The following is a 20938-nucleotide window of genomic DNA, read 5'->3' on the forward strand; positions in this document are numbered from 1 at the left end:
GCGATGCGATCATGGCGCGTCTTGGTGGTGAAGAATTCGCAATCCTGTTGCCTTCGAACGCGAGCGCCTCTGCCTACCAATTGGCGGAAGAGATAAGAACAGCGTTTAAACAAATCGCATTTGATACCGTAGCGGGTGAGGCACACCCGACGGCCAGTTTTGGCGTCGCGATTGCGCGGGAGGATGAAGGCCTCCCGTCTTTAATCGAGCGAGCCGATCATGCCCTCTATAGGGCAAAGGGCAACGGTCGAGATCGCGTTAATCTTGCCGAGTAAGCCACGCTAATATGGCCATCTCAGAGGGCTACTGCAAACGCCGGACCGACTGTCCGCTATCGGGCGAAGCCGACATCGACCGGATCGATCTCGTCTTCGATCGCGCCGCACCTGGCCACGCCGAGCCTCAAATTGGGATGCTCGCTTCACGGAATGTCGAATCACGCCCGACACGATCCCATGCTTCCGTTCCCCGAGAGATCGCCCACGCTCCCGCCCGGCCCCTCGTTACCGGCATCCCGACCAGCCAAACCCGCGGATAGGCCTACGCCCGTCCGGTTGCCGCGATAGGCTGCGGGACATGGCACGAGACCTGCCCTGCACGCGGGTCTGCGGGCTGACGGCGATGAGCATGGACGATCTGATGGCGAAGATGTTCGAAAGAGCCGGGCATGGCCGCAGGGGCGCGGCGAGAGCCGTTTTTGTTCTGCTGGCCATCCTGCTGCCGTCGCAGGCGGCCTGGGCAGCCGATTGGCGCTACTGCTATGCCGGCTCGGATCGGGAGCAGCGCTTCTACCTGTCGCAGCCCTTCCAGACAGGGCGGAGCCTCGACGTCCTGGAGCGCGCCTGGGAAGGCTGGCTGACGCAGCAGGGCCTGCCGCATGAGATGACGGGTTGCCCGCGCAGCTCCGACCGCCCCGGCATCGAGGAGACGATCCAGGCCGCCATCCGCTACAACCGCACGGTCGGGCGCAGCGCCGTCGAACTCAATTGGCGGGCCGACTGAATTCTTCAGGCAAGCCCGAGGCTGCGCCGCTCGAACATGCTCCCCATCACCGCGCGATGCTCGACAGGTCGCGCAGCGAGGATACCGGCACGATCGGAAGGATGATCCGCGAGGCGCGCTGCCCGTCGCAGAAGACCGTGTTGCAGGCGATCCGCCGCCGGCGCCCTCGCCCTTCCGGATCGAAGGTGTTGGGATTGACGTCGAATTTGGGGAAGTTCGAGGAGGAGATGTCGAGCCTGATCCGATGCCCGGCCTTGAACAGCGCCGCCGTGGCGAAAGGCTCGATGGTGATGCGGAACGGAACCTCCGTTTCGATCGGCTCCGGCTTCTCCCAGGAGTTGCGATAGCGGCAACGGAAGATGCCGTCCGTCAGGTTGAGCGCGAAGCCGGTGGGGTAGTCCGCGGAGGGCGGATGCATGTCGACCRGCTTGGCGGTGAAGTCGGTATCGGGCGCGTCGGAGGCGACCCAGAGCTCGACCGTGATCGGCCCGATCACGGCCATGTCCTGCTCCAGAGGCAAACTCTCGAAAGCGAGCACGTCGCGGCGCGCGATCAGCGGCATGCCGGCAGCGCGCGAGCCGAAGAAGCGCGGCCCCTCGCGCTGGTCGAAACCGCCGCCCTCGAAGATCGGCTGGCCGCTCGTCAGCGCGCCGCCGATAGTCGGCACCGGATCGGCCGGGTCGAAATCATAGCTCAGGGGCGGGGCGTCGTGAGCCGGCTGCTCTTGCGACAGCACGCCATTGCCGTGGAGATACCAATCCTGCAGCTGCGTGCCCGGCAGCGGCCAGGCCGAAGCCTCGATCCAGCGGCCGCCCTGCACGAGCCGCCCCTCGGCGTCCTTCTCGCCGGAGCCGCCGCCCATCAGGAACAGGCGCAGGGTGGGATCGGCCTCGAGGCCGTTGGGTTCGTCCCTGAGCCAGCGATCGAACCAGCGCCGGCGGAAATCGAGCCAGTTCGCGCCGACATTGCCGTCGAAGGGCGCGGCCTCGCCGAAGGATACGTCGCCGGCAAAGGTGGATTGGCGGTTCCCGTGCAGGCCGGGGCCCATGATGACGTTGACGTGGCGGCGGCCCGCTGCGCTCAAGCCGGCGAAATTGTCGAAGGTGGTCTTCACATAGACGTCGTACCAGCTCGACATCAGCATGATCGGGATGTCGGGAACCGCGTCGTAGAAGCCTTCAAGCCACAGGCCCGGCCGCTTCCATTCGGGGCCGAAGGTCCCGGCGCGCCACTGGTCGAGCAGATAGGTCTCGTATTCGGGCACCCAGCGCACCGGCGAGCGCCCCTCGCTCCATGGCATCACGCGGAACCAGGCATGCAGGTCCTCGGCCGCGAGGCCGGCGGCGACGACGGGGTCGGCGAGCGCGTCCGGGCTTTCCTGCGCCCGGTTATAGGCCCAGGTCGCCTGCTTGAGCTCGAAGGCACCGCCCTGCCGGATGCCGCAGAGGAAGGCGTTCGAGAAGCCGCCTGAATCGAGGATCATGCAGGTAAGGCCGGGCGGCGTCAGCGAGGCCAGCGCCGCCTGGGTATGGGCGGCATAGGACAGGCCCATCGTGCCGATCTTGCCGTTGCACCAGGGTTGCGCGACGAGCCAGGCGCAGGTGTCGTAGCCATCCTCGGCATCGGAGACGTATTTGACGAACTCGCCTTCCGAGCCGTAGCGGCCGCGACAATCCTGATAGACCACCGCATAGCCGGCCCTGACGAAATGGGCGGCCACGTCGGAGCGCGCCATCGGGCTGGCCTCGCCGCGGCCGATCTCGGCACGCGAGCGCTCGGCCTTGCCATAGGGCGTGCGCTCCATCACGACGGGAAAAGGACCCGGGAGAGCGCGGCCGTCCCGCGCCGGAAGATGGATGTCGGTGGCGAGCCGGATGCCGTCCCGCATCGTCACCATCACATCCTTCAGCGTCACGACATCGCCGGCAGCTTCCGCCGCAGGCGAGCGTTCGGAAGCGGCCGAAGCACCGCCCTTCATCGACAAGGTGCTCATTTCGCCAGTCCCGCGCGCGCCGCCGAGGTGTCCTCGGCCATGTTTGGCTCATAGGTGATGTTGGCCTTCGAGGCCCAGGCGATCTTCTGCCAGTAGAGCGGGACCACTGGCAGCTCGGCGAAGACCATCTTCGTCGCCGCCTGGATCGCGGCGATCCGCTTGCCCTCATCGAACTGCGTCAGCGCTTCCGCCAGCGCCTTGTCGAAGCCCGGATTGGAATAGCGCGCGCGGTTGAAGCCACCGGTTCCGGCCTTGGGGTCGGCGGTCATGAACAGGTTGCGCAGGCCGGGGCCCGCGGTCGGCGTCGTCGTGCCGAAGGAGAAGATGAAGGCGGAGAAGCTTTGGCGGCTCGCGGCGCCGGCATAGACATTGTAGGGCTGCGTCACGACGCCGTTCACCTTGATGCCGCCGCGCGCGAACATCTGGCCGATCGCCTGGGCGATGTCCTTGTCCCCGGCGAAGCGGTCGTTCGAGGAATGGATGGTGATGCCGAAACCGTCCTTCAGCCCGGCCTGCTGCAGCAGCGCCTTGGCCCCGGCGAGGTCGTAGGCGACGGGCTGGAGCGCGGGATCGAAGCCTCCCACGCCGTCCGGCACGAGCTGGCCGGCCGGGACGCCCGCCCCGTTGAGCAGACGCTCGACGATCGCCGGCACGTTGATCAGCTTGGCGAGAGCCTGCCGCACCCGCAGATCGCGAAGCGGGTTCGGCTTCAGCGGCTTGCCCTCCTTGTCGGTGACGAAGGGGCTTTCCTCGCGCGCCGTGTCGAGGGCCAGATAGATCAGCCGGGCCGAGGGGATCGCATGGACCTTGAGCCCCGCGGTCTTCTCCAGCACGGGCAGATCGGCGGGCGGGACGCCGTCGATCAGGTCGACCGCGCCTGAGCGCAAGGCCGCGACGCGGGCGGCGTCATTGGCGATGAAGCGGATCGTCACCGTCTCGAAGGCGGGTTTTTGCCCCCAATAGCCGTCATTGCGCGTGAGGACCACGCGGTCCCCCGGCACCCATTCCTTGAACCTGTAGGGGCCGGAGCCGACCAGCCCCTCGCCCTTGTTGTAGTCCTGCAGGCTCTTGCCCTCGGCGGCGGCCCTTTCGAGGATGTAGACGAAGCCGATCCTCTCCATCAGGTCGGGCGTCGGGACATCGGTCTTCACCTCCAGCGTCGTCGCATCGAGCGCCTTGACCGAAGCCACGCCGGAGACGTTGTTGGAGAAGGGCGCCGGGCTGTTGGGGACATTCCGGGCGCGCTCCAGCGAGAACACGACATCGTCGGCCGTGACCGGCTTGCCGTCCTGGAAGCGGGCGTCCTTGCGCAGGCTGACCCGCCAGGTCGTCGGATCGAGCGTCGCCCAGCTCTCGGCGAGGCTGGGATGCATGCCCAGATGCGCATCCGTCTCGACGAGCCGGTCGAAGATCTGCATCGCGATGTTCTGGTTGGGCCCGGTGCGGGAAAACAGCGGGTCCATCGCGGAGGGTTCGCTCGCCGTGCCGATGACGAGGTCGATGGCCCACGCCGATCCCGGCGAGGCGAGGCTTGCCAGCAGCGGGAGGAGCGCGGCGAGGCGGTGCTTGCGGGTCATCGAACTCTCCTCTTCAGGCGCCACCGGCCGGCAGCGGCACGGCCGGGGCGTCGTTGAGATGGCAGGCGCTGAGATGCCGTTCGGCGACCGGCTTCAGCAGCGGCCGGGCCTGCGCGCAAGGCGCGAAGACGCGCGGGCAGCGGGGGTGGAAGGTGCAGCCGGGCGGCGGATGCAGCGGCGAGGGAATCTCGCCCCGGATCGGGGAGAAGCTGCGCCGCCGCTCCTTGACCGAGGGCAGTTCGCGCAGCAGCGCAGTGGCATAGGGGTGGTTCGGCGCGGCGAAGAAGGCCTCGGCCGGCGCGGTCTCGACCACGCGGCCGAGATACATGATCGCAACCCGATCGCTGACGTGCTTCACCACGCTGAGATCATGGCTGATGAAGAGGTAGGTCAGGCCGAGCTCGGCGCGCAGATCCATGAACAGGTTGATGACCTGCGCCTGGATCGAGACGTCAAGGGCGGAGACCGATTCGTCGCAGACGATCATCCGCGGCTTCACCGCGAGCGCCCGGGCGATGCCGATGCGCTGGCGCTGGCCGCCGGAGAACTGATGCGGGTAGCGCTTGCGGTAGGAAGGGTCGAGGCCGACCTTCTCGAGCAGTTCGGCGACATAGTCGTCGACCTCGCCGCGCCGGATGAGGCCGTGGACGCGCGGCGCCTCGCCGACGAGATCGATGACGCGCTTGCGCGGATTGAGCGATGACATCGGGTCCTGGAAGATCACCTGGACGGCCAGGCGCATCTCCAGAGCCTCGCTGCGCGACAGCGAGGCGACGTCCTTGCCCTGCCAGAGCAGGCTGCCCTCGGTGAGTGGCAGGAGCCCTGCCAGCAACCGGCCGAGCGTGGACTTGCCGCAGCCGGACTCGCCGACGAGGCCGAGCACCTCGCCTTGCCGGATGGCGATGTCGACGCCCTCCACGGCATGGACGACCTCCTCGGAGACGTTGGCACCGAGAGCCCTGGCGAGCTTCTCCGCCGCATCCAGGCCACGGGAGAAGCGCCGGACCAGACCGCGCCCTTCGATCAGCACCTCGCTCATGCAGCAACTCCGGCCGGCAGCGGATGGTGGCAGCGGAAGCTGTGATCGCCGCCTTGCAACACGGGTTCCTGCTGGCAGATCTCCGTCGCGGCGAAGCAGCGGGTGCGGAAGGCGCATCCGCCCGGCCGTGCCAGCGGAGAGGGAGACAGGCCGGGGATCGGGCGCAGCTTCTCGCCCCGCGCCGCATTGGCAGGCAAGGCATCCATCAGGCCGCGCGTATAGGGATGAGCCGGCCGGTCGAGCACGTCGTCGGTAAAGCCGGTTTCGACGATGCGGCCGGCATACATCACCGCGATCCGGTCGGCGAGGCTGGCGACGACGCCCAGATCATGGCTGATCCAGATCAGCGCCATGCCGAATTCCGTCGCCAGCCGGCGCACCTCGAACAGGATCTGGCTCTGGATGGTGACATCGAGCGCCGTCGTCGGCTCGTCGGCGATGATGAGGTCGGGCCGGTGGAGCAGCGCGATGGCAATGGCGACGCGCTGGCGCATACCGCCGGAGAACTGGTGCGGATAGGCGTTCAGCCGCTCCTCCGGAGAGGGAATGCCGACGAGGCCGAGCGTGTCGCGGGCCCGCTCGCGCGCTTCCTTCCAGGGGACCGCGTCATGGGCGAGCACCGCCTCGACCATCTGCGTCTCGATGGAGAGCACGGGATTGAGCGTCATCATCGGGTCCTGGAAGATCATCGCGATCTTCTTGCCGCGCAGGCGCCGCAGCCTCTCGCTCGGCAACCCGACCAGATCCTCGCCCTGGAACAGGATGCGCCCGCCCGCGACCCGGCCGGGCGGCTCGATCAGGCCGAGGATCGAGAAGCCGGTGATCGACTTGCCCGAGCCGGATTCGCCGACGAGGCCGAGGATCTCGCCACGATCGATGCTGAAGGAGACGCCGTCCACGGCGCGGACCAGGCCGGCACCGCTGCCGAACCGGGTTTCGAGATTGTCGACGACGAGTACCGGCGTCATGGCTCAGCGCTCCGCCAGACGGGGGTTCAGCACTTCGCGCAGGCGGTCGCCGACGATATTGATGCTGAAGACGAGGATGAGCAGCAAAAGCCCGGGATAGACGCTGATCCAGTGCTGGCCGGAGAGCAGCACCTGATAGCCATTGGCGATCAGCAGCCCGAGAGAGGGCTGCGTGATCGGCAGGCCGATGCCGAGGAAGGACAAAGTCGCCTCGGCCGAGATCGCATTCGCGACCTGGAGCGTGCCGATGACGATCAGCGGCGAGAGGCAGTTCGGCAGGAGATGGCCGAAGAGCATGCGCGGCCGCGACAGGCCCAGCATGCGCGCCGCCTCGATATAGTCCTTGCCCTTCTCGACCAGCGCCGCAGCGCGAACGGCGCGCGCGAACATCGCCCATTGCACCAGCACGAGGGCGAAGATCACCTTGCCGACGCCCTGCCCGAGAATGGCGAGCAGCATCAGCGCGACGAGCAGCGTCGGAAAGCCCAGCATCAAATCGACCAGCCGCATGATCAGGCTGTCGATGCGCCCGCCGAAATAGGCGGCCGAGAGGCCGAGCACGGTGCCGACAAGCAGCGCCACGAGACCGGCGAGGACACCGACGAGGAGCGAGGTCCGCAGGCCGTAGATCATCGCGGAGAGCATGTCGCGCCCCTGCACGTCGGTGCCGAACCAGTAGACGGAACCGGTCATGCTCTCCGAGCCGGGAGGCAGCTTGGAATCGAGGATGTCGAGCGTCGACAAATCGTAGGGGTCCTGCGGAGCAAGGGCCGGGCCGAACAGGGCGGTCAGGATGAGCGCGATGCAGACGCAGGCGGCGATCGTCGCCTTCGGGCTCTTCAGGATGCCCGCCAGCGAGCGGGCAAGCAGGCTGTCGGCGTCGGGGCGCAAGGACGCGAACAGGACAGGTTTCGCGAGAGCCATCAGTTCCGCCCCAGCCGGATGCGCGGATCGAGGATGGAATAGAGCACGTCGACCGCGAAGTTCAGCAGGATGAAGRGGCTGACGACGACGAGCAGATAGGCGACCACCACCGGGCGGTCGAGCCGCATGATCGAGTCGATCAGGAGCTTGCCGATGCCGGGCCAGGCGAAGATCGTCTCGGTGACGACGCCGAAGGCAATCAGCGAACCGATTTCCATGCCGATCACCGTGACGAGCGGGATCATGATCGTCTTCAGCACATGCACCAGCACGACCCGGCGCTCGGTGAGGCCCTTGGCCCGGGCGAATTTCACGAAATCGAGCGGCATGGTCTCGCGCACGCCGGTCCGCGTCAGACGGATGACGAGCGCCAGCTTGAACAGAGCGAGATTGATCGCCGGCAGGATGAGGTGGCGGATGCCTTCCCAGGAGGCGAAACTGGTCTCGATGCCGAAGATGTGCCCGGTCGGGCCGCGCCCGCTCGAGGGCAGCCAGCCCAGCCAGACCGAGAAGATCATCACCAGCATCATGCCCTGCCAGAAATTCGGCAGGCTGAAGCCGAGGATCGACCCGGTCATGATCGTCTCGTCGGTGACGGAGCGCGGCTTCAGGCCCGCGATCAGGCCGAGCGGAATGCCGAGCACCAGCGCGATCAGGATCGCGACCAGAGCGAGCTCCAGCGTCGCCGGCAGGCGTTCCAGGATGTCCGGCACGGCGGCGTGATCGCCGTTCACGTGTCCCGGCGACCATGGGCGGCGCCGGAAACGCGCGCAACCGTATGCGCAAAGCGCATCGGGCTATGCCGTCGCCTCCGCCTCCAGCCGGCTCTTCAGGATCTCGATGAAGGCTTCGGCAGAGCGCGACATCGGCGCGCCCTTGAGGGTGACGATGCCGTAGGCGCCGTGGATGCACGGGCTGAAGGGACGCTGCTCGATCGGCAGATGTCGATAGAGCCCGGCGATCAGCTCGGGCACCACGGCGACTCCGAGCCCGCGCGCGACCAGCCCGCAGGTGGCCTCAACCGAATGGACCTCGATACGCACGATCGGGAAGACGCCCGCGCGTCGCAATTGCCGCTCGAAGGCGAGACGCGCCGGCCGCTGGCGGCCGAGCATGATGATGCCGTGCCCGGACAGGTCGCGCGGCGTCAGGCTCGCCCTGGCGGCCAGCGGATGGCCCGCCGGCATGATGCAGACGGATTCGGAGCGCACGATCTCGCGGGCATCGAAGCCCTTGTCGCGCGGCGGCAGGCCGACGAAGCCGATATCGGCGACGCGCGCCAGGATCATCTGCTCGATGGCGTCGTAATGGCCGCCGATCAGCTCGATCGAGGCGTCGCGACGCTGCGACAGATAGGTCTCGATCACCTCCGGCATCAGCGTCGCGATGAAGGAATGCGGCACCGCCACCTTGAGGAAGCGCTGGCCGACGGTGCCCGCCCGCAGATCCTCGGTATAGCGCTTCAATCGCGCGACGAGAGAGGTCAATTCGCCGACCTCGTCCATCAGGGCGAAGGCCTCCGGCCGGGGCAGCAGGCGCCCCTTGCTGCGCTCGAAAAGCTCGAAGCCCAGCTCTTCCTCGAGCTGCGCGAGCTGGCGGCTGACCGCCGATTGCGACAGGCCGAGCGTCGCGGCGGCGGCGATGGTCGACCCGCCCGCCATCACGGAGCGGAATATCTCGATCTGCCGGATCTTCATGGGCTGGTGTTCACAGGCTGCGGCGGCACGAGGTCACGCGAAATCGTCTTGATCCGAGAGCGATGCCGGTGCTCGCCGGCCGGTCAGCAAACCGGACAAATTGGGTTGGTGTCAAAGTCCGCGCTGCACGCCCGTTCCAGATGGGCCAGAACCGCGCGCTTATCGCACCTCATTGACATAGATATGGGCAGTCGTCGTGGCGCGATGCCAGCCGAGGATGGTAGGCACGCCCGCCTGGTCGTAGGCGACCTCGTCGATGGTCAGGATCGCCTCTCTGCCGCCGAGCTGGAGCAGCGCGATATCCTCGTCGCTGGCGAGATCGGCCGTGATCTRCTCGCGGACGGCGGAAATCCGGATGCCGTAGCGCTCCACCAAATGGAGATAGAGCAGCGGCGGCAGCTCGGCGGGATCGCGCGGCAAGCCGGGCAGCCTTTCCTCCGCCATCACCAGCTTGTCATGCATCACGGGGCGGCCATCGACCTGGCGGATGCGATGGATCTTGAGCACGCCGCCGGTCCTGATCCGCAGCGCCTCGGCCTGCGCCTCCGTCGCCGGCTGCGCCTCGATGCTCAGGAACTGGCTYGTCGASCGCACSAGGCTGCCRTCRGCSCGGTGSAGRCGGAAATACTGGAAGAAGAAGCGCAGGCTGTGATGCGGCGTGCGCCCCGTCACGACCGTTCCGGTCTTGCGGCGGCGCGTGAGCAGGCCCTCCGCCACGAGATCGCTCATCGCCCGGCGGACCGTGCCGACAGCGATGCCGAAACCCTGGGCCAATGCGGTCTCATTGGGCAGCACCATACCGGGCGGCCACTCGCCGACGAGGATGGCCTCCGACATGTGCCTCTTGACGCGCTCATAGAGCGGAGCGGCCTCGCCGGCACCGAAATTGGGCAGGATCGGCGGCCCATCGGCGCCGTTGCCTGTTCCGGCGGCAGCACGCGTCGGTTTTTTGGCATTGACAGAAGGCATGCCGTTCGATCCTATTTCTATATAGTTTATATGAAAGAAGAGGATCCGCAAATGGCGCAGCCAACTGCGGCGTTTCAGTGGTTCCATCGCAGATCGTGCCAGCGCTGGACAAGCGCGGCGTGGCGGAGCTGAGCCATGTCCGTGACCATCTCCCCGCGGCAGGATGCGTCGGCGCTGGCTCAGGCCGGCGACTGGATTTCGGCCCATGCCGAGGGCGCCATCGCGGACCTCGGCCGGATGATCGCGGTCGACACCTCCTTCCCGCCCGGCCTGGGCTATGACGACTTCGCCGCGCTGATGGAAGAGCTCGTCGCGCCGCTCGGCTTCGCGACTGAGCGCGTCACCGTGCCGGAAGCGCTGTGGCGGGTTCCGCACGGCCCGGCCGCTGGCCCGCGCACCAATCTGATCGCCCGCCGCGCCAGCGGGCGGCCGGTCTGCGGCCTTTATTTCCACGTCGACACCGTGCCGGCCGCGGCCGGCTGGAAGACCGATCCGCTGCGGATGGAGCGCGAGGGCGAGTGCCTGATCGGCCTCGGCGCCGCCGACATGAAGGGCTGCGTCGCCGCGGTGCTGCTGGCCCTGCGGGCGGCCGAAGCCTGCAGCGTCCCGCTCGCCTACGACCCGATGCTGCTGCTTTGCACCGACGAGGAAGGCGGGCTGTACCCCGGCATCCGCTACCTCGCCGAGCAGGGCCAGCTCGAAGGCCACATCGTCAACTTCAACGGCAGCGCCGAGGCGCGGATCTGGGCCGGCTGCTTCGGGCTGTTCAACCTGCTGGTGCGAATCCATGGCGAGGCCGTTCATGCGGGCGAGGGTAACCGCCGCGGGCTCGGGCACAACGCGATGGACGGGGCGCTGCCGCTGCTCAATGCGCTCGCTGCCCTGAAGGCACGCATCGCCTCGCGCGCTTCGGCCCTGCCACCGCCGCCCGGCAAGCCGCCGCTCACGGGACAGCTCAACGTCGCCACGATCAAGGGCGGCACCTCCGGCGGCCAGGTTCCCGCCCTTGTCGAGATGACGCTGAACCGCCGCTACGCGCCGGAAGAATCCTTCGAGGCCGCCCTGGCCGAGATCGAGGAGACCATCAGGCGCGCCATCGCCTCCGTCCCGGGCCTGACCGTGGAGACGGCGCTCGTCGGCCATCTCGCCCCGACGGACGATCCGGGCGGGCCGCACTGGCCGCGCTGGCAGGCGGCGGTCGGCTCCGGCTTCGGCTATGCGCCGGAGGATTTCCGCCGCTGGGGCGCTGCCAGCGCCTCCGATTTCGGTTGGGTCCAGCGCGCCACCGGGCACAAGGAAGTCCTGCTCGGCGGCCTCGGCCGGCCCTCCCGCAATATCCATGCGCCGGGCGAGCACACCACCAGCGGCGATATCGTCTCGCTGGCGCAGGCCGTGCTGAATTACCTCGCCGCCGATTTCCGGCCCGACATCAATCCCGATCTGAGCCCGTCCCTGAGCTGAAGGAGCGTTCCATGCCGAGCATCCATCGTCGCGATTTCCTCGCCGCTTCCGCCGCTCTGAGCGGCCTCGCCCTGTCCGGCGTCCCGGCCTTCGCGCAGACGCCCCGCCGCGGCGGCACGCTGCGCGTCAGCGTCGACCAGGCGGTCTCCAAGCTGAACCCGCTCGTGACCCGTGTGAACCCGGAATATCTCGTCGCCGAATTGCTCTATTCGAGCCTGACGCGGCTGAAGGTCGATATGAGCGCGGAGCCCGACCTCGCGGAGTCCTGGACGAATTCGGCCGATCTCACCGAATGGACCTTCGTGCTGCGCAAGGGCCTGACCTTCCATGACGGCTCGCCTTGCACGGCCGCCGATGTGGTCGCGACCTTCGAGGCGATCCTCGACCCGAAGACGGCTTCGCCTGCCCGCCAGAATATCGGGCCTGTCGCGAAGGTCGCCGCCAAGGACGAGACGACGGTCGTCTTCACGCTCTCCGCGCCCTTCGCCGACCTGCCGGTGACGCTGGCCTATCTCAACGCCAAGATCGTTCCCGCCGCCGTCATCAAGGGCGGCCTTGAAAAGCTCGACCGCCAGGCGATCGGCACCGGCCCGTTCAAGCTCGTCTCCTTCGAGCCGGAGCGGCAGGTCGTCGTCACCCGCAACGACGCCTATTACGACAAGGCCCGCCCCTATCTCGACAAGATCGAGGTCCTGGTCTTCCCGGATGTCAGCGCCGAGGCTTCCGCTCTGATCTCCGGCGACACCGACCTGCTCGGCACCACGCCGCCGACCGAGTTCGGCCGGCTGCAGAAGGCCTCCGGCGTCAAAGCGCTGCGCCTGGCCTCCGGCCAGTTCTGCAACGTCAATTTCGGCTGCGACCAGAAGCCCTTCAACGATGTSCGCGTGCGCCAGGCSCTGGCGCTCACCGTCGACCGCGCCGCGATGGTCGACTTCGTGACCGAAGGCTTCGGCTCGCCCGGCAACGACACGCCGCTCAACCCCGCCTATCGCTTCTATGCCGATTTGCCGGCCAAGAAGGCTGATATCGCCAGGGCCAAGGCACTGCTCGCCGAAGCCGGCTACCCCAAGGGGCTCGAAGCGACGCTGATCGCCTCCGACCGGCCGGGCCAGCGCACGCAGCTCGCCGTCGCGCTGCGCGAGATGGCCAAGCCCGCCGGCTTCGACATCAAGGTCGAGACCATGCCGCACGCGACCTATCTCGACCAGGTCTGGAAGAAGGGCTCCTTCTATGTCGGCTTCTACAACATGCAGGCGACGGCCGACGCCATCTTCTCGCTGCTCTACACCTCCAACGCCGCCTGGAACGAGACGCGCTGGAACAACGCCGCTTTCGACAAGCTGGTCTCCGAGGCCCGCACCACGATCGACGACGCCAAGCGCCGCGCGCTCTACGCCGAGGCGCAGAAGCTGATGTATGAGGAGGTGCCCTCGATCATCCCGGCCTTCTTCGATCTGCTGGCGGGGCAGCGCGATTGGGTGGAGGGCTATGAGCTCCACCCGCGCGGCTCGGTCTACCGGCTCGATTTCGTCTCGCTCGGCGCCAACGCGCCGAAGCGCGGCTGAGCGGAAACGGGCAGCGGACGTGTCGCCGGCCTATATCCTCAAGCGGATCCTGCTGATCGGCTACACGCTTCTCGTCGTGTCGCTGATCGTCTTCGCGATCACCCAGATCCTGCCGGCCGATGCCGCCGTCATGATGCTGGGCGAGAATGCGACGCCGGACGCGCTGGCGGCGCTGCGTCTCAAGATGGGGCTGAACGACCCCATCTGGATGCAGTATCTGCACTGGCTCGGCGGGGTCGTGCGCGGCGATTTCGGCGTCTCGATGCGCACCGGCCAGCCGGTCGCACCGGCGATGATCGAGGCGCTCGGCCGCTCGCTGCTGCTCGCCCTGTTCTCGATCGTGCTGATGCTGGCGGTCGCGATCCCGCTCGGCATCGTCGCGGCGGTGCGCCGCGGCCGCGCGGCCGATCTCGGCGTCAGCTTCCTCTCCTATATCGGCGTCTCCTTGCCGGAGTTCGTCACGGCGACGCTGGTCGTTCTGGTGCTGGCCGATTGGCTGCAATGGCTGCCAGCGACCGGCTATGTGCCGCTGACCGAAGACCCGCTGCGCGGGCTTAAGCATCTCGTCCTGCCGGTGCTGACGGTGTCGATGATCCTGATCGCCCATGTCTCGCGCATGGTGCGCTCCGAGCTCGTCGACGTCCTGCACTCCGACTATATCCGCGCCGCCCGGCTGAAGGGCCTCTCGAAGCGGCAGGTGCTTTTCAAGCATGCTTTGCGCAACGCGCTGCTGCCGACCATCACCATCGTCGCGCTCGATGTCGGCTATCTGCTCGGCGGCGTCATCGTGGTCGAGGAGATCTTCGCCCTGCCGGGSATCGGGCGCCAGCTCATCGTSGCGATCCAGGCGCGCGACCTGCCMTCSATCCAGGCCGGCGCGCTGATCMTKGCGACGACCTAYGCCGTCGCCAATTTCCTCGCCGACATCGCTTACGCCTGGCTCGACCGGAGGATCCAGTATGATTGAGATCCTCAAGCGCATGCTGCGCTCGCCGCAGGGCGCGCTCGGCCTCGTCATCGTCGGCCTGATCCTGCTCGTCGTGATCGTCGGGCCGTGGTTCGCCCCTTACGACCCCGAGAAGATGGCGCCGCTGATGCGCTACAAGCCGCCGAGCGCCCAGTTCTGGCTCGGCACCGACCAATATGGCCGCGACATCCTGAGCCGGCTGCTGCACGGCGCCCGCGCCACCGTCGTCCTGGCCATTCTGGCGACGGCGCTCGGTACGCTCGTCGGCGCCGTCATCGGCACCGTCTCGGCCTTTCTCGGCGGGCGCAGCGACGAGGCGATCATGCGCACCGTCGATGCGATCATGTCGATCCCGAGCCTGCTGCTGGCGCTGCTGATCGTGAACCTGCTCGGCAAGAGCAGCMTCAACGCRCTKCTCGCCATCGCGCTCGCCTTCGCGCCSGGCATGGCGCGGGTGACGCGTTCGGTCGCGCTTTCCGTGCGCAAGCAGGACTATGTCAATGCCGCCGTCGCGCGCGGCGAGAGCGCGGCCTTCATCGTCGGGCGCGAGATGCTGCCGAATGTGGTGGCGCCGATCATCGTCGAGATGACCATCCGCGTCGCCTTCGCGGTGATGCTGTTCGCGACGCTCTCCTTCCTCGGGCTGGGGGCGCAGCCGCCGGCTTCCGAATGGGGGCTGATGGTCTCGGAGGCGCGCCGCTTCATGCATCTGAGCGCCTGGATGATCCTGTGGCCGAGCCTTGCCGTCGCGCTGGTCGCGATCGGCTTCAACCTGCTCGGCGACGGGCTGCGCGACGCGCTGAACCCGAGGAGCTGAGCGATGGGTGCGATCCTCGACATCGCCGGCTACGGCCTCGACTACGCGACGCCGGCCGGCTTCACCCGCGCCCTCGACGATGTCTCCCTGTCGGTCGCCAAGGGCGAGGTGCTCGGCCTCGTCGGCGAATCCGGCTCCGGCAAGACCTCGCTCGCCTGGGCGATCATGCGCTATCTGCCGCAGAGCGCGCGCGAGGCGGGCAGCATCGCCCTGACGGGCCAAGACCTGCTCAAGGCTTCCGAGACCGAGATCGATGCGATCCGCGGCAAGCGCATCGGCATGGTCTTCCAGGACCCGAGCACCTCGCTCAACCCGACACTGCCGCTCGGCGAGCAACTGGCTGAAGTGCTGGTGCGCCATCGCGGCCTGACGCGGAAGCAGGCCTGGGCCGAGGGCGAGGAGCGCCTCGCCCATGTCGGGCTGAAGGTGCCCAGGCAGATGATGCGGCGCTATCCGCATGAGGCTTCCGGCGGCGAGAAGCAGCGCGTCGTCATCGCCACCGCCTTCGCCTGCCAGCCGGAATGCATCATTTTCGACGAGCCGACGACCGCGCTCGACGTCATCACCGCCCGGCAGATCCTCGACCTGTTCAAGGAATTGCAGGCCGAGACCGGCGTCGCCTCGCTCTACATCTCGCACGACCTCGCGCTGGTCTCGCAGATCGCCACCAAGGTCGCGGTGATCCATCGCGGCAGGATCGTCGAGCAGGGCGCGCTCAGTGAGGTCTTCGCCCGGCCGCAGGACGCCTATACGAAGAAGTTGCTCGCCGCCGTGCCGCGGCCGGACCATCGGCTGGTCGAGACGCAGGCTCCTGAAGCCGGCAAACCGCTGGTCGAAGTCGAGAAGGTCAGCGTGCTCTATGGCCGCAAGCCCTTCCTCGGCAGCCTGCTCGGCCGGACGAATACGCAGTTTACCGGCAATCGCGAGGTCAGCCTGTCGGTGATGCCCGGGGAGATCCTCGGCATCGTCGGGGAGTCCGGCTCGGGCAAGTCGACGCTCGCCAAGGCGATGACGGGCCTGAACCGTTTCGAGGGAGAGATCCGCTTCGCCGGCCGCCGCATCACCGGTCTCTCCGACATGGACCGGGCCTATCGCCGCGRCGTCCAGATCATCTTCCAGCACCCGGATTCCTCGCTCAATCCGCGCCAGCGCATCCGCGAGATTCTGTCGCGGCCGCTCGCGCTCTATGGCGAGCCGGGGGCGAGGCGGGATGCCGCGAGGATCGGCGAATTGCTGGAGCAGGTCCGGCTGCCGGCAGCTTACGCCGAGCGCTACCCGCACCAGCTCTCCGGCGGCGAGAAGCAGCGCGTCGCCATCGCGCGCGCCTTCGCCTCGAAGCCGAAGCTCGTGATCTGCGACGAGATCACCTCGGCGCTCGACGTCTCCGTGCAGGCCTCCGTGGTCGAATTGCTGGTCGACCTGCAGAAACGCTTCGGCACGGCCTATCTCTTCATCACCCACGATCTCAATCTGGTGCGCCAGATCGCCCATCGGATCGCGGTGATGTACCGCGGCGACCTCGTCGATCTCGTCGATATCGCGACGCTCTCGACCGGGCCCCTCCATCCCTACACCCAATCCCTGCTCGAAGCCGTGCCTGCCCCGGCCACGGCTGCTGCCTGACATCAGAGGCCACATCCATGAACCCGCGCGACCTGATCCATTCGCTCGACGAGAAGGCCTGCCTCGCGCTGCTCTCGGACTGGGCGAAGCACAAGAGCTATTCGGAGACCGAGGGCGAGAAGGCGCTGGTCCGCCACGTCGTCGGCCAGATGCAAGCGATGGGCATCGAGGCGGAAGAGCAGCCCTTCGACGAGGGGCGCCGCGCCAATGCCATTGGCCGCTGGAAGGGCACGGGCGGGGGCAAGAGCCTGCTGTTCAACGGCCATCTCGACACCAACCCGGCAACCGAGGGCTGGACCGTCGATCCCTGGGGCGGCCTCGTCGACGATGAGTTCATCTACGGCATCGGCGTCTCCAACATGAAGGCCGGCGATGCCGCCTCCTATTGCGCGGTCAAGACGCTGCTCGATGCCGGGGTGAAGCTGAAGGGCGACGTGATCCTGACCTATGTCGTCGGCGAATTGCAGGGCGGCGTCGGCACGGTCGCGGCGATTCGCAACGGCATCCGCGCGGACTATTTCGTCAACAGCGAGCCGACCGACGTGCAGGCCGTGACCATGCATGCCTGCGCCTTCTCCTTCGTGATCGAGCTCACCGGCAACACCCGCCACCTCTCCAAGCGCGAGCAGGCGGTCGACGCGATCATGGCCGCCTGCGACCTGATCCCGCGCCTCAACGCCATGACCTTCTCCGGCGCGCCCTCGCCCGAGCATGAATCGATCAACCGCGTCCATGTCGGCGTCGTCCATGGCGCGCTCGGCAAGGAGCTGCACGAGTGGCGGGCGCCGCAGGTGGCGGATTATTGCAAGCTCAAGGGCTCCGGCCGCTATGCGCCTGGCCAGACGCAGGAAGGTGCGCTCGGCGACATGCAGCGCGAACTTGCCGCGCTGGAACAGCGCTTTCCGGGGCTGAAGACGTCGATCCGCATCGAGAAGAAGGAAGGGCATCAGTCGATGCCGGCCTTCGAGGTCGCCAAGGACGCCCGCATCGTCAGGACCGTCAACGCGGCCTATGAGGCCGTGCGCGGCGAGAAGCAGCCGACGGGCGCGATCAAGCCGCCGGGCTTCTTCGGCACCGATGCCGGCCATCTCTATGCCGAGGCCGGCATGGAGGGCATCGTCTGCGGGCCGGGCGGGCGCTACAACACCATGCCCGACGAACGCGTCGAGATCCGTGATTTCCTCGACATGGTCCGCATCTACATGCTGACCATCCTCGACATCTGCGAAGTCGCGTGAGCCCGATCTTCCCGCGCGAGGAATTTACCGCGCGGGCGGCCAAGGCCCGCGCGGCGATGGCGGAGGCCGGTGCGGAGCTTCTGCTGGTCGACCATGCCGAGTTCCTGGCATGGCTGACCGGCTATACCGTCTCCGAGACGATGTATCGCGCCGCCTTCCTGCCGCGCGAGGGCGAGCCCTGGTTCGTGCTGCGCGAGCTCGATGCGGGCCCTTGCCGCGACGCTTGTTGGTTTTCCGACATCGTCGGCTTTCCGGACACGGCCGAGCCGCAGGCCGTGATGGCCGAAGAGCTCCGCCGTCGCGGCTTCGCGAAGGCCCGCATCGGCGCCGACCACGCCTCCTATGGTTTCACGGCCGCGATGCGGGACCGCTTCGCGGCGCTCTTGCCGGACGTGCGCTTCATCGATCTGCCGCRGGCGAGCGACCTGCTCCGAGCGGTGAAGTCGCCGGCCGAGATCGCCCTGATCGCGGAAGCCGCCGGCATCGCCGACAAGGCGATGGCCGCCATCGCCGCGCAGGCCCGACCCGGGCTTTCGCCACGCGCGGCGGCGGCGATCGCAGCGGCCTCCTTTCTGGAGAACGGCGCCGATACCGGCGAGACGGGGCCGATCCTGCCGGGCGTCGGCGATCATGAATTCCTGCACGGCGTCATGACCGCCGATCCGCTGGCGGATGGCGACATCCTGCATGTCGAATTGATCCCGAAGCGCCGCAATTACGGCGCCCGGCTGATGCGGCCGGTGCTGATCGGTGCCGACCGGCGCGGGCTCTCGCCCCTCGCCGAGCGCCTCGTCGCCTTGCAGGACAGGCAGTTCGCGGCGATGCGGCCCGGCACCCTCGCCTGCGAGGTCGATGCGATCCTGCGCGAGGCCGTGCTCGCCGAGGGCCTGCGCCCGGCCTATGACAACGTCACCGGCTACACGCTCGGCCTCTACGGCCGCACGCCCCGGACCAGCGACTTCTCGCGCGTCTTCCTGCCCGATGCCCGCTGGCGGCTGGAGGAGGGCATGGTCTTCCACATGTATGTCTCCGCCGCCGGCCTGGGTTTCAGCGAGTCCGTCGTCGTCGAGGCCGAGGGCGGGAGGCGGTTGACCGCGACGCCCCGCGCGATGCTGACAAGCCACCTGCGCTGAGGCGCGAATGTCACGGCCCCCCGAGATGGCGCGGCAGCCAGAGCGCAAGCTCGGGCCAGGCGAGCAGCAGCGCGATCAGCACGAAAGGCGCGACCAGGAACGGCAGGACCCCGCGATACATCGCACCCAAGCCGATCTCCGGCGCCTGCGTGCGGATGACGAAGAGATTCATCCCGACCGGCGGGTGGATCAGCCCGATTTCGACGACGATGACCAGCAGGACGCCGAACCAGATCGGATCGTAGCCCGTCGACAGCACGAGCGGCAGCAGCACCGGCACCGTCACCAGCACCATGCCGATCCCTTCGAGGAAGCAGCCGAGGAAGACATAGAAGGCGACGAGCAGCAGCATGACCGCCAGCGGCGGCAGGCCGAGCGCATTGATGCCCCGGACCACGGATTGGGCCATGCCGGTCTGGACGACGAAATAGGAAAAGATCGTCGAGCCCAGCACGATCAGGACGAGATTGGCGGTGATCCGCGTCGTCTCGGTGAAGGCCGTGCCGACATCGCCGGGCTTGAAGCCACGCCGCAGCAGCCCGAGCAGGAGCGCACCGAAAGCGCCGACGGCGGCGGCCTCGGTCGGGCTGAACCAGCCCAGATAGATGCCGCCGAAGGTGACCGCGAACAGCAGGACGACGTCCCAGATCGAGAGCACGAGGCGGAAGGACTGGACCCGTCCTTCAGTCGGCACCCGCGGCGCCGCCTCGGGCCTGAGCCTGACCCAGATCGCGACGGTGGCGAGGTACAGCGCGGTCAGAACGAGGCCAGGGATCAGTGCTGCGGCGAAGAGCTTGATGATCGAGAGCTGCGCGATGATGCCGTAGATCATCAGGATCAGCGATGGCGGGATCAGGATGYCGAGCGTCCCGCCGGCGGCGACGACGCCCGCGGCGAGCGCAGGCGAATAGCCCGCTTTCAGCATCTGCGGGATCGAGATCCGGCTCATCGTCGCCGCCGTCGCCAGCGACGAGCCGCAGACCGCGCCGAACGCCGCCGAGGCGCCGACCGCCGCCATGGCGAGCGAGCCGCGCATGCCGGCGAAGACGGCATTGCTGGCGCGGAAGAGATCGCCCGAAAGCCCGGCCATGGTCGCGAGCGCGCCCATCAGCGTGAACAGCGGCAGCACCGAGAGCGCATAGGCCGAGGAGAGTTCGAGCGGCACCGCGCCGAAGACGAGCCGCGCCTTGGCGAAACCGTCGATCGCGGCATAGCCAACGAAGCCGACGAGGCCGAGCGCGACCGCGACGGGGATGCGGGCGAGGATCATGCCGACGAGCGTCGCCATGCCGATCAGGCCGATCGAGGTCGCGCTCATGGGGTAGCTTCCTCGTGGCGGTGGAGGGTTGGGGCCTGCGTCTCGACGCCCGGCGGCTGCAGGGCGGCCCTGATCTGCGAGCCGATCCGGCGCAGGACGACGAGCATGGACACGACGAGGGCCAACTCGATCGTCAGCAGCAAGGTCCAGATCGGAACCGGCAGATCGGGCTTCTGATCGCCGAAACGATAGGCATCGGCCAGCGGTTGCAGGAGCGTGGCAGCCAGCAGGCCCAGGAAGGCCAAGGTCGCGATCTCCCCGATCAGGGTCATGCGCCCGAGCGTGCGCGGGCTCACCATCGTGTCGAAGAGATCGACCTTGATCAGTTCGTCGCGCCGGAAGCATTCCGGCAGCGCGAGAAAGGCGACGAGCACCAGCGTGACCTCGACGAGATCGAGCGTGCCATGGATCGGCCGGTTGAAGGCAAGTCGCCCGCCGATGTCGAGCATCGTCCAGAACAGCATCACGGCGAGGGCTATCGCGCCGCAAAGGGTGAGAAGGCGGGCGGGATCGAGCCGCGAACCCGCGCGACCGTTCACTGCGCCCTCCCCACGGCGGCGCGCAGCCGCTCGTAGAAGTCGCGCGCCTTCGGGTTCTTCGCTTCGGCCTTGGCCAGGAAGGTCGCGGCCAGCGGCTTGGTCTTCTCC

18 protein-coding genes and 1 pseudogene are annotated in these 20938 nt (G+C 67.7%); 9 read left to right on the plus strand and 10 right to left on the minus strand.

Annotated elements, in window-relative coordinates; genetic code table 11:
- The coding region (locus tag AB4Y99_RS17580; protein ID WP_441524222.1) for a GGDEF domain-containing protein at positions 1-275 on the plus strand (275 nt) is incomplete at its 5' end.
- 301 nt (positions 276-576) lie between these two features.
- Positions 577-1002: a hypothetical protein gene (locus AB4Y99_RS17585; protein WP_441524223.1), complete on the plus strand. Its 426-nt coding sequence runs from the start codon at positions 577-579 to the stop codon at positions 1000-1002.
- A 46-nt stretch (positions 1003-1048) separates the two neighbouring features.
- Here the strand turns inward: AB4Y99_RS17585 and AB4Y99_RS17590 are convergent, their stop codons facing one another.
- The 8 genes and pseudogenes from AB4Y99_RS17590 to AB4Y99_RS17625 all read right to left on the minus strand — a co-directional run bounded on the left by AB4Y99_RS17590 (position 1049) and on the right by AB4Y99_RS17625 (position 10169).
- The gene (locus tag AB4Y99_RS17590) at positions 1049-2995 is read right to left on the minus strand and encodes a CocE/NonD family hydrolase (RefSeq protein ID WP_441524224.1); all 1947 of its coding nucleotides are present in this window, start codon (positions 2993-2995) and stop codon (positions 1049-1051) included.
- On the minus strand, positions 2992-4572 hold the full coding sequence (locus AB4Y99_RS17595) for an ABC transporter substrate-binding protein (protein ID WP_441524225.1): 1581 nt from the start codon (positions 4570-4572) through the stop codon (positions 2992-2994). The genes AB4Y99_RS17590 and AB4Y99_RS17595 overlap by 4 nt, the downstream gene beginning before the upstream one ends.
- Positions 4573-4585: 13 nt before the next feature.
- A complete protein-coding gene (locus tag AB4Y99_RS17600; RefSeq protein ID WP_441524226.1) occupies positions 4586-5611 on the minus strand; it encodes an ABC transporter ATP-binding protein in 1026 nt (341 codons plus the stop codon).
- Positions 5608-6579: an ABC transporter ATP-binding protein gene (locus AB4Y99_RS17605; protein ID WP_441524227.1), complete on the minus strand. Its 972-nt coding sequence runs from the start codon at positions 6577-6579 to the stop codon at positions 5608-5610. Before AB4Y99_RS17605 ends, AB4Y99_RS17600 begins: the two co-directional genes overlap by 4 nt.
- Positions 6580-6582: 3 nt before the next feature.
- Entirely contained in the window at positions 6583-7503 is a 921-nt protein-coding gene (locus tag AB4Y99_RS17610; protein WP_441524228.1) for an ABC transporter permease, read from the minus strand.
- Positions 7503-8207: pseudogene (locus AB4Y99_RS17615) on the minus strand (ABC transporter permease); the annotation flags it as partial. The gene AB4Y99_RS17610 and the pseudogene AB4Y99_RS17615, both read right to left, overlap by 1 nt.
- A 93-nt stretch (positions 8208-8300) precedes the next feature.
- Entirely contained in the window at positions 8301-9200 is a 900-nt protein-coding gene (locus AB4Y99_RS17620; RefSeq protein ID WP_038357708.1) for a LysR substrate-binding domain-containing protein, read from the minus strand.
- Positions 9201-9359: 159 nt separating this feature from the next.
- The gene (locus AB4Y99_RS17625) at positions 9360-10169 is read right to left on the minus strand and encodes a GntR family transcriptional regulator (protein ID WP_441524229.1); all 810 of its coding nucleotides are present in this window, start codon (positions 10167-10169) and stop codon (positions 9360-9362) included.
- A gap of 135 nt (positions 10170-10304) precedes the next feature.
- Between AB4Y99_RS17625 and AB4Y99_RS17630 the strand changes: the two genes are divergently transcribed.
- Genes AB4Y99_RS17630 through AB4Y99_RS17660 form a run of 7 tightly spaced genes read left to right on the plus strand, consistent with a single transcriptional unit; the run spans position 10305 to position 18973 of the window.
- Positions 10305-11630 carry a M20 family metallopeptidase gene (locus tag AB4Y99_RS17630; protein ID WP_441524230.1) on the plus strand — a complete coding sequence of 442 codons (1326 nt, stop codon included), beginning with the start codon at positions 10305-10307 and terminating at the stop codon, positions 11628-11630.
- Positions 11631-11641: 11 nt separating this feature from the next.
- Positions 11642-13195, plus strand: coding sequence for an ABC transporter substrate-binding protein (locus tag AB4Y99_RS17635; RefSeq protein ID WP_441524231.1), 1554 nt, complete (start codon positions 11642-11644; stop codon positions 13193-13195).
- A 19-nt stretch (positions 13196-13214) separates the two neighbouring features.
- On the plus strand, positions 13215-14162 hold the full coding sequence (locus AB4Y99_RS17640) for an ABC transporter permease (RefSeq protein WP_441524232.1): 948 nt from the start codon (positions 13215-13217) through the stop codon (positions 14160-14162).
- Entirely contained in the window at positions 14155-14979 is an 825-nt protein-coding gene (locus AB4Y99_RS17645) for an ABC transporter permease (protein WP_441524233.1), read from the plus strand. Before AB4Y99_RS17640 ends, AB4Y99_RS17645 begins: the two co-directional genes overlap by 8 nt.
- 3 nt (positions 14980-14982) lie before the next feature.
- Positions 14983-16602, plus strand: a complete 1620-nt coding sequence (locus tag AB4Y99_RS17650; RefSeq protein WP_441524234.1) for a dipeptide ABC transporter ATP-binding protein — start codon at positions 14983-14985, stop codon at positions 16600-16602.
- Positions 16603-16619: 17 nt separating this feature from the next.
- A complete protein-coding gene (locus AB4Y99_RS17655) occupies positions 16620-17840 on the plus strand; it encodes a M20 family metallopeptidase (RefSeq protein WP_113252880.1) in 1221 nt (406 codons plus the stop codon).
- Positions 17837-18973 carry a M24 family metallopeptidase gene (locus AB4Y99_RS17660; protein WP_441524235.1) on the plus strand — a complete coding sequence of 379 codons (1137 nt, stop codon included), beginning with the start codon at positions 17837-17839 and terminating at the stop codon, positions 18971-18973. The genes AB4Y99_RS17655 and AB4Y99_RS17660 overlap by 4 nt, the downstream gene beginning before the upstream one ends.
- 10 nt (positions 18974-18983) lie before the next feature.
- Here the strand turns inward: AB4Y99_RS17660 and AB4Y99_RS17665 are convergent, their stop codons facing one another.
- Both AB4Y99_RS17665 and AB4Y99_RS17670 read right to left on the minus strand, forming a co-directional pair.
- Positions 18984-20291, minus strand: a complete 1308-nt coding sequence (locus AB4Y99_RS17665) for a TRAP transporter large permease (protein ID WP_441524236.1) — start codon at positions 20289-20291, stop codon at positions 18984-18986.
- Positions 20288-20830 (minus strand): TRAP transporter small permease, encoded by a 543-nt coding sequence (locus AB4Y99_RS17670; protein ID WP_441524237.1) that lies wholly within the window; start codon positions 20828-20830, stop codon positions 20288-20290. The genes AB4Y99_RS17665 and AB4Y99_RS17670 overlap by 4 nt, the downstream gene beginning before the upstream one ends.
- Positions 20831-20938: the final 108 nt, after the last annotated feature.

The sequence above is a fragment of the Allobosea sp. TAB14 genome (assembly GCF_052113865.1).
Lineage (GTDB): Bacteria > Pseudomonadota > Alphaproteobacteria > Rhizobiales > Beijerinckiaceae > Allobosea > Allobosea spartocytisi.

Excerpts from the sequence above, each read along its gene's own strand:
- AB4Y99_RS17585 (WP_441524223.1), top strand. The coding sequence starts at position 577 with ATGGCACGAGACCTGCCCTGCACGCGGGTCTGCGGGCTGACGGCGATG.
- AB4Y99_RS17595 (WP_441524225.1), bottom strand. The coding sequence starts at position 4,572 with ATGACCCGCAAGCACCGCCTCGCCGCGCTCCTCCCGCTGCTGGCAAGC.
- AB4Y99_RS17600 (WP_441524226.1), bottom strand. The coding sequence starts at position 5,611 with ATGAGCGAGGTGCTGATCGAAGGGCGCGGTCTGGTCCGGCGCTTCTCC.
- AB4Y99_RS17605 (WP_441524227.1), bottom strand. The coding sequence starts at position 6,579 with ATGACGCCGGTACTCGTCGTCGACAATCTCGAAACCCGGTTCGGCAGC.
- AB4Y99_RS17610 (WP_441524228.1), bottom strand. The coding sequence starts at position 7,503 with ATGGCTCTCGCGAAACCTGTCCTGTTCGCGTCCTTGCGCCCCGACGCC.
- AB4Y99_RS17620 (WP_038357708.1), bottom strand. The coding sequence starts at position 9,200 with ATGAAGATCCGGCAGATCGAGATATTCCGCTCCGTGATGGCGGGCGGG.
- AB4Y99_RS17630 (WP_441524230.1), top strand. The coding sequence starts at position 10,305 with ATGTCCGTGACCATCTCCCCGCGGCAGGATGCGTCGGCGCTGGCTCAG.
- AB4Y99_RS17655 (WP_113252880.1), top strand. The coding sequence starts at position 16,620 with ATGAACCCGCGCGACCTGATCCATTCGCTCGACGAGAAGGCCTGCCTC.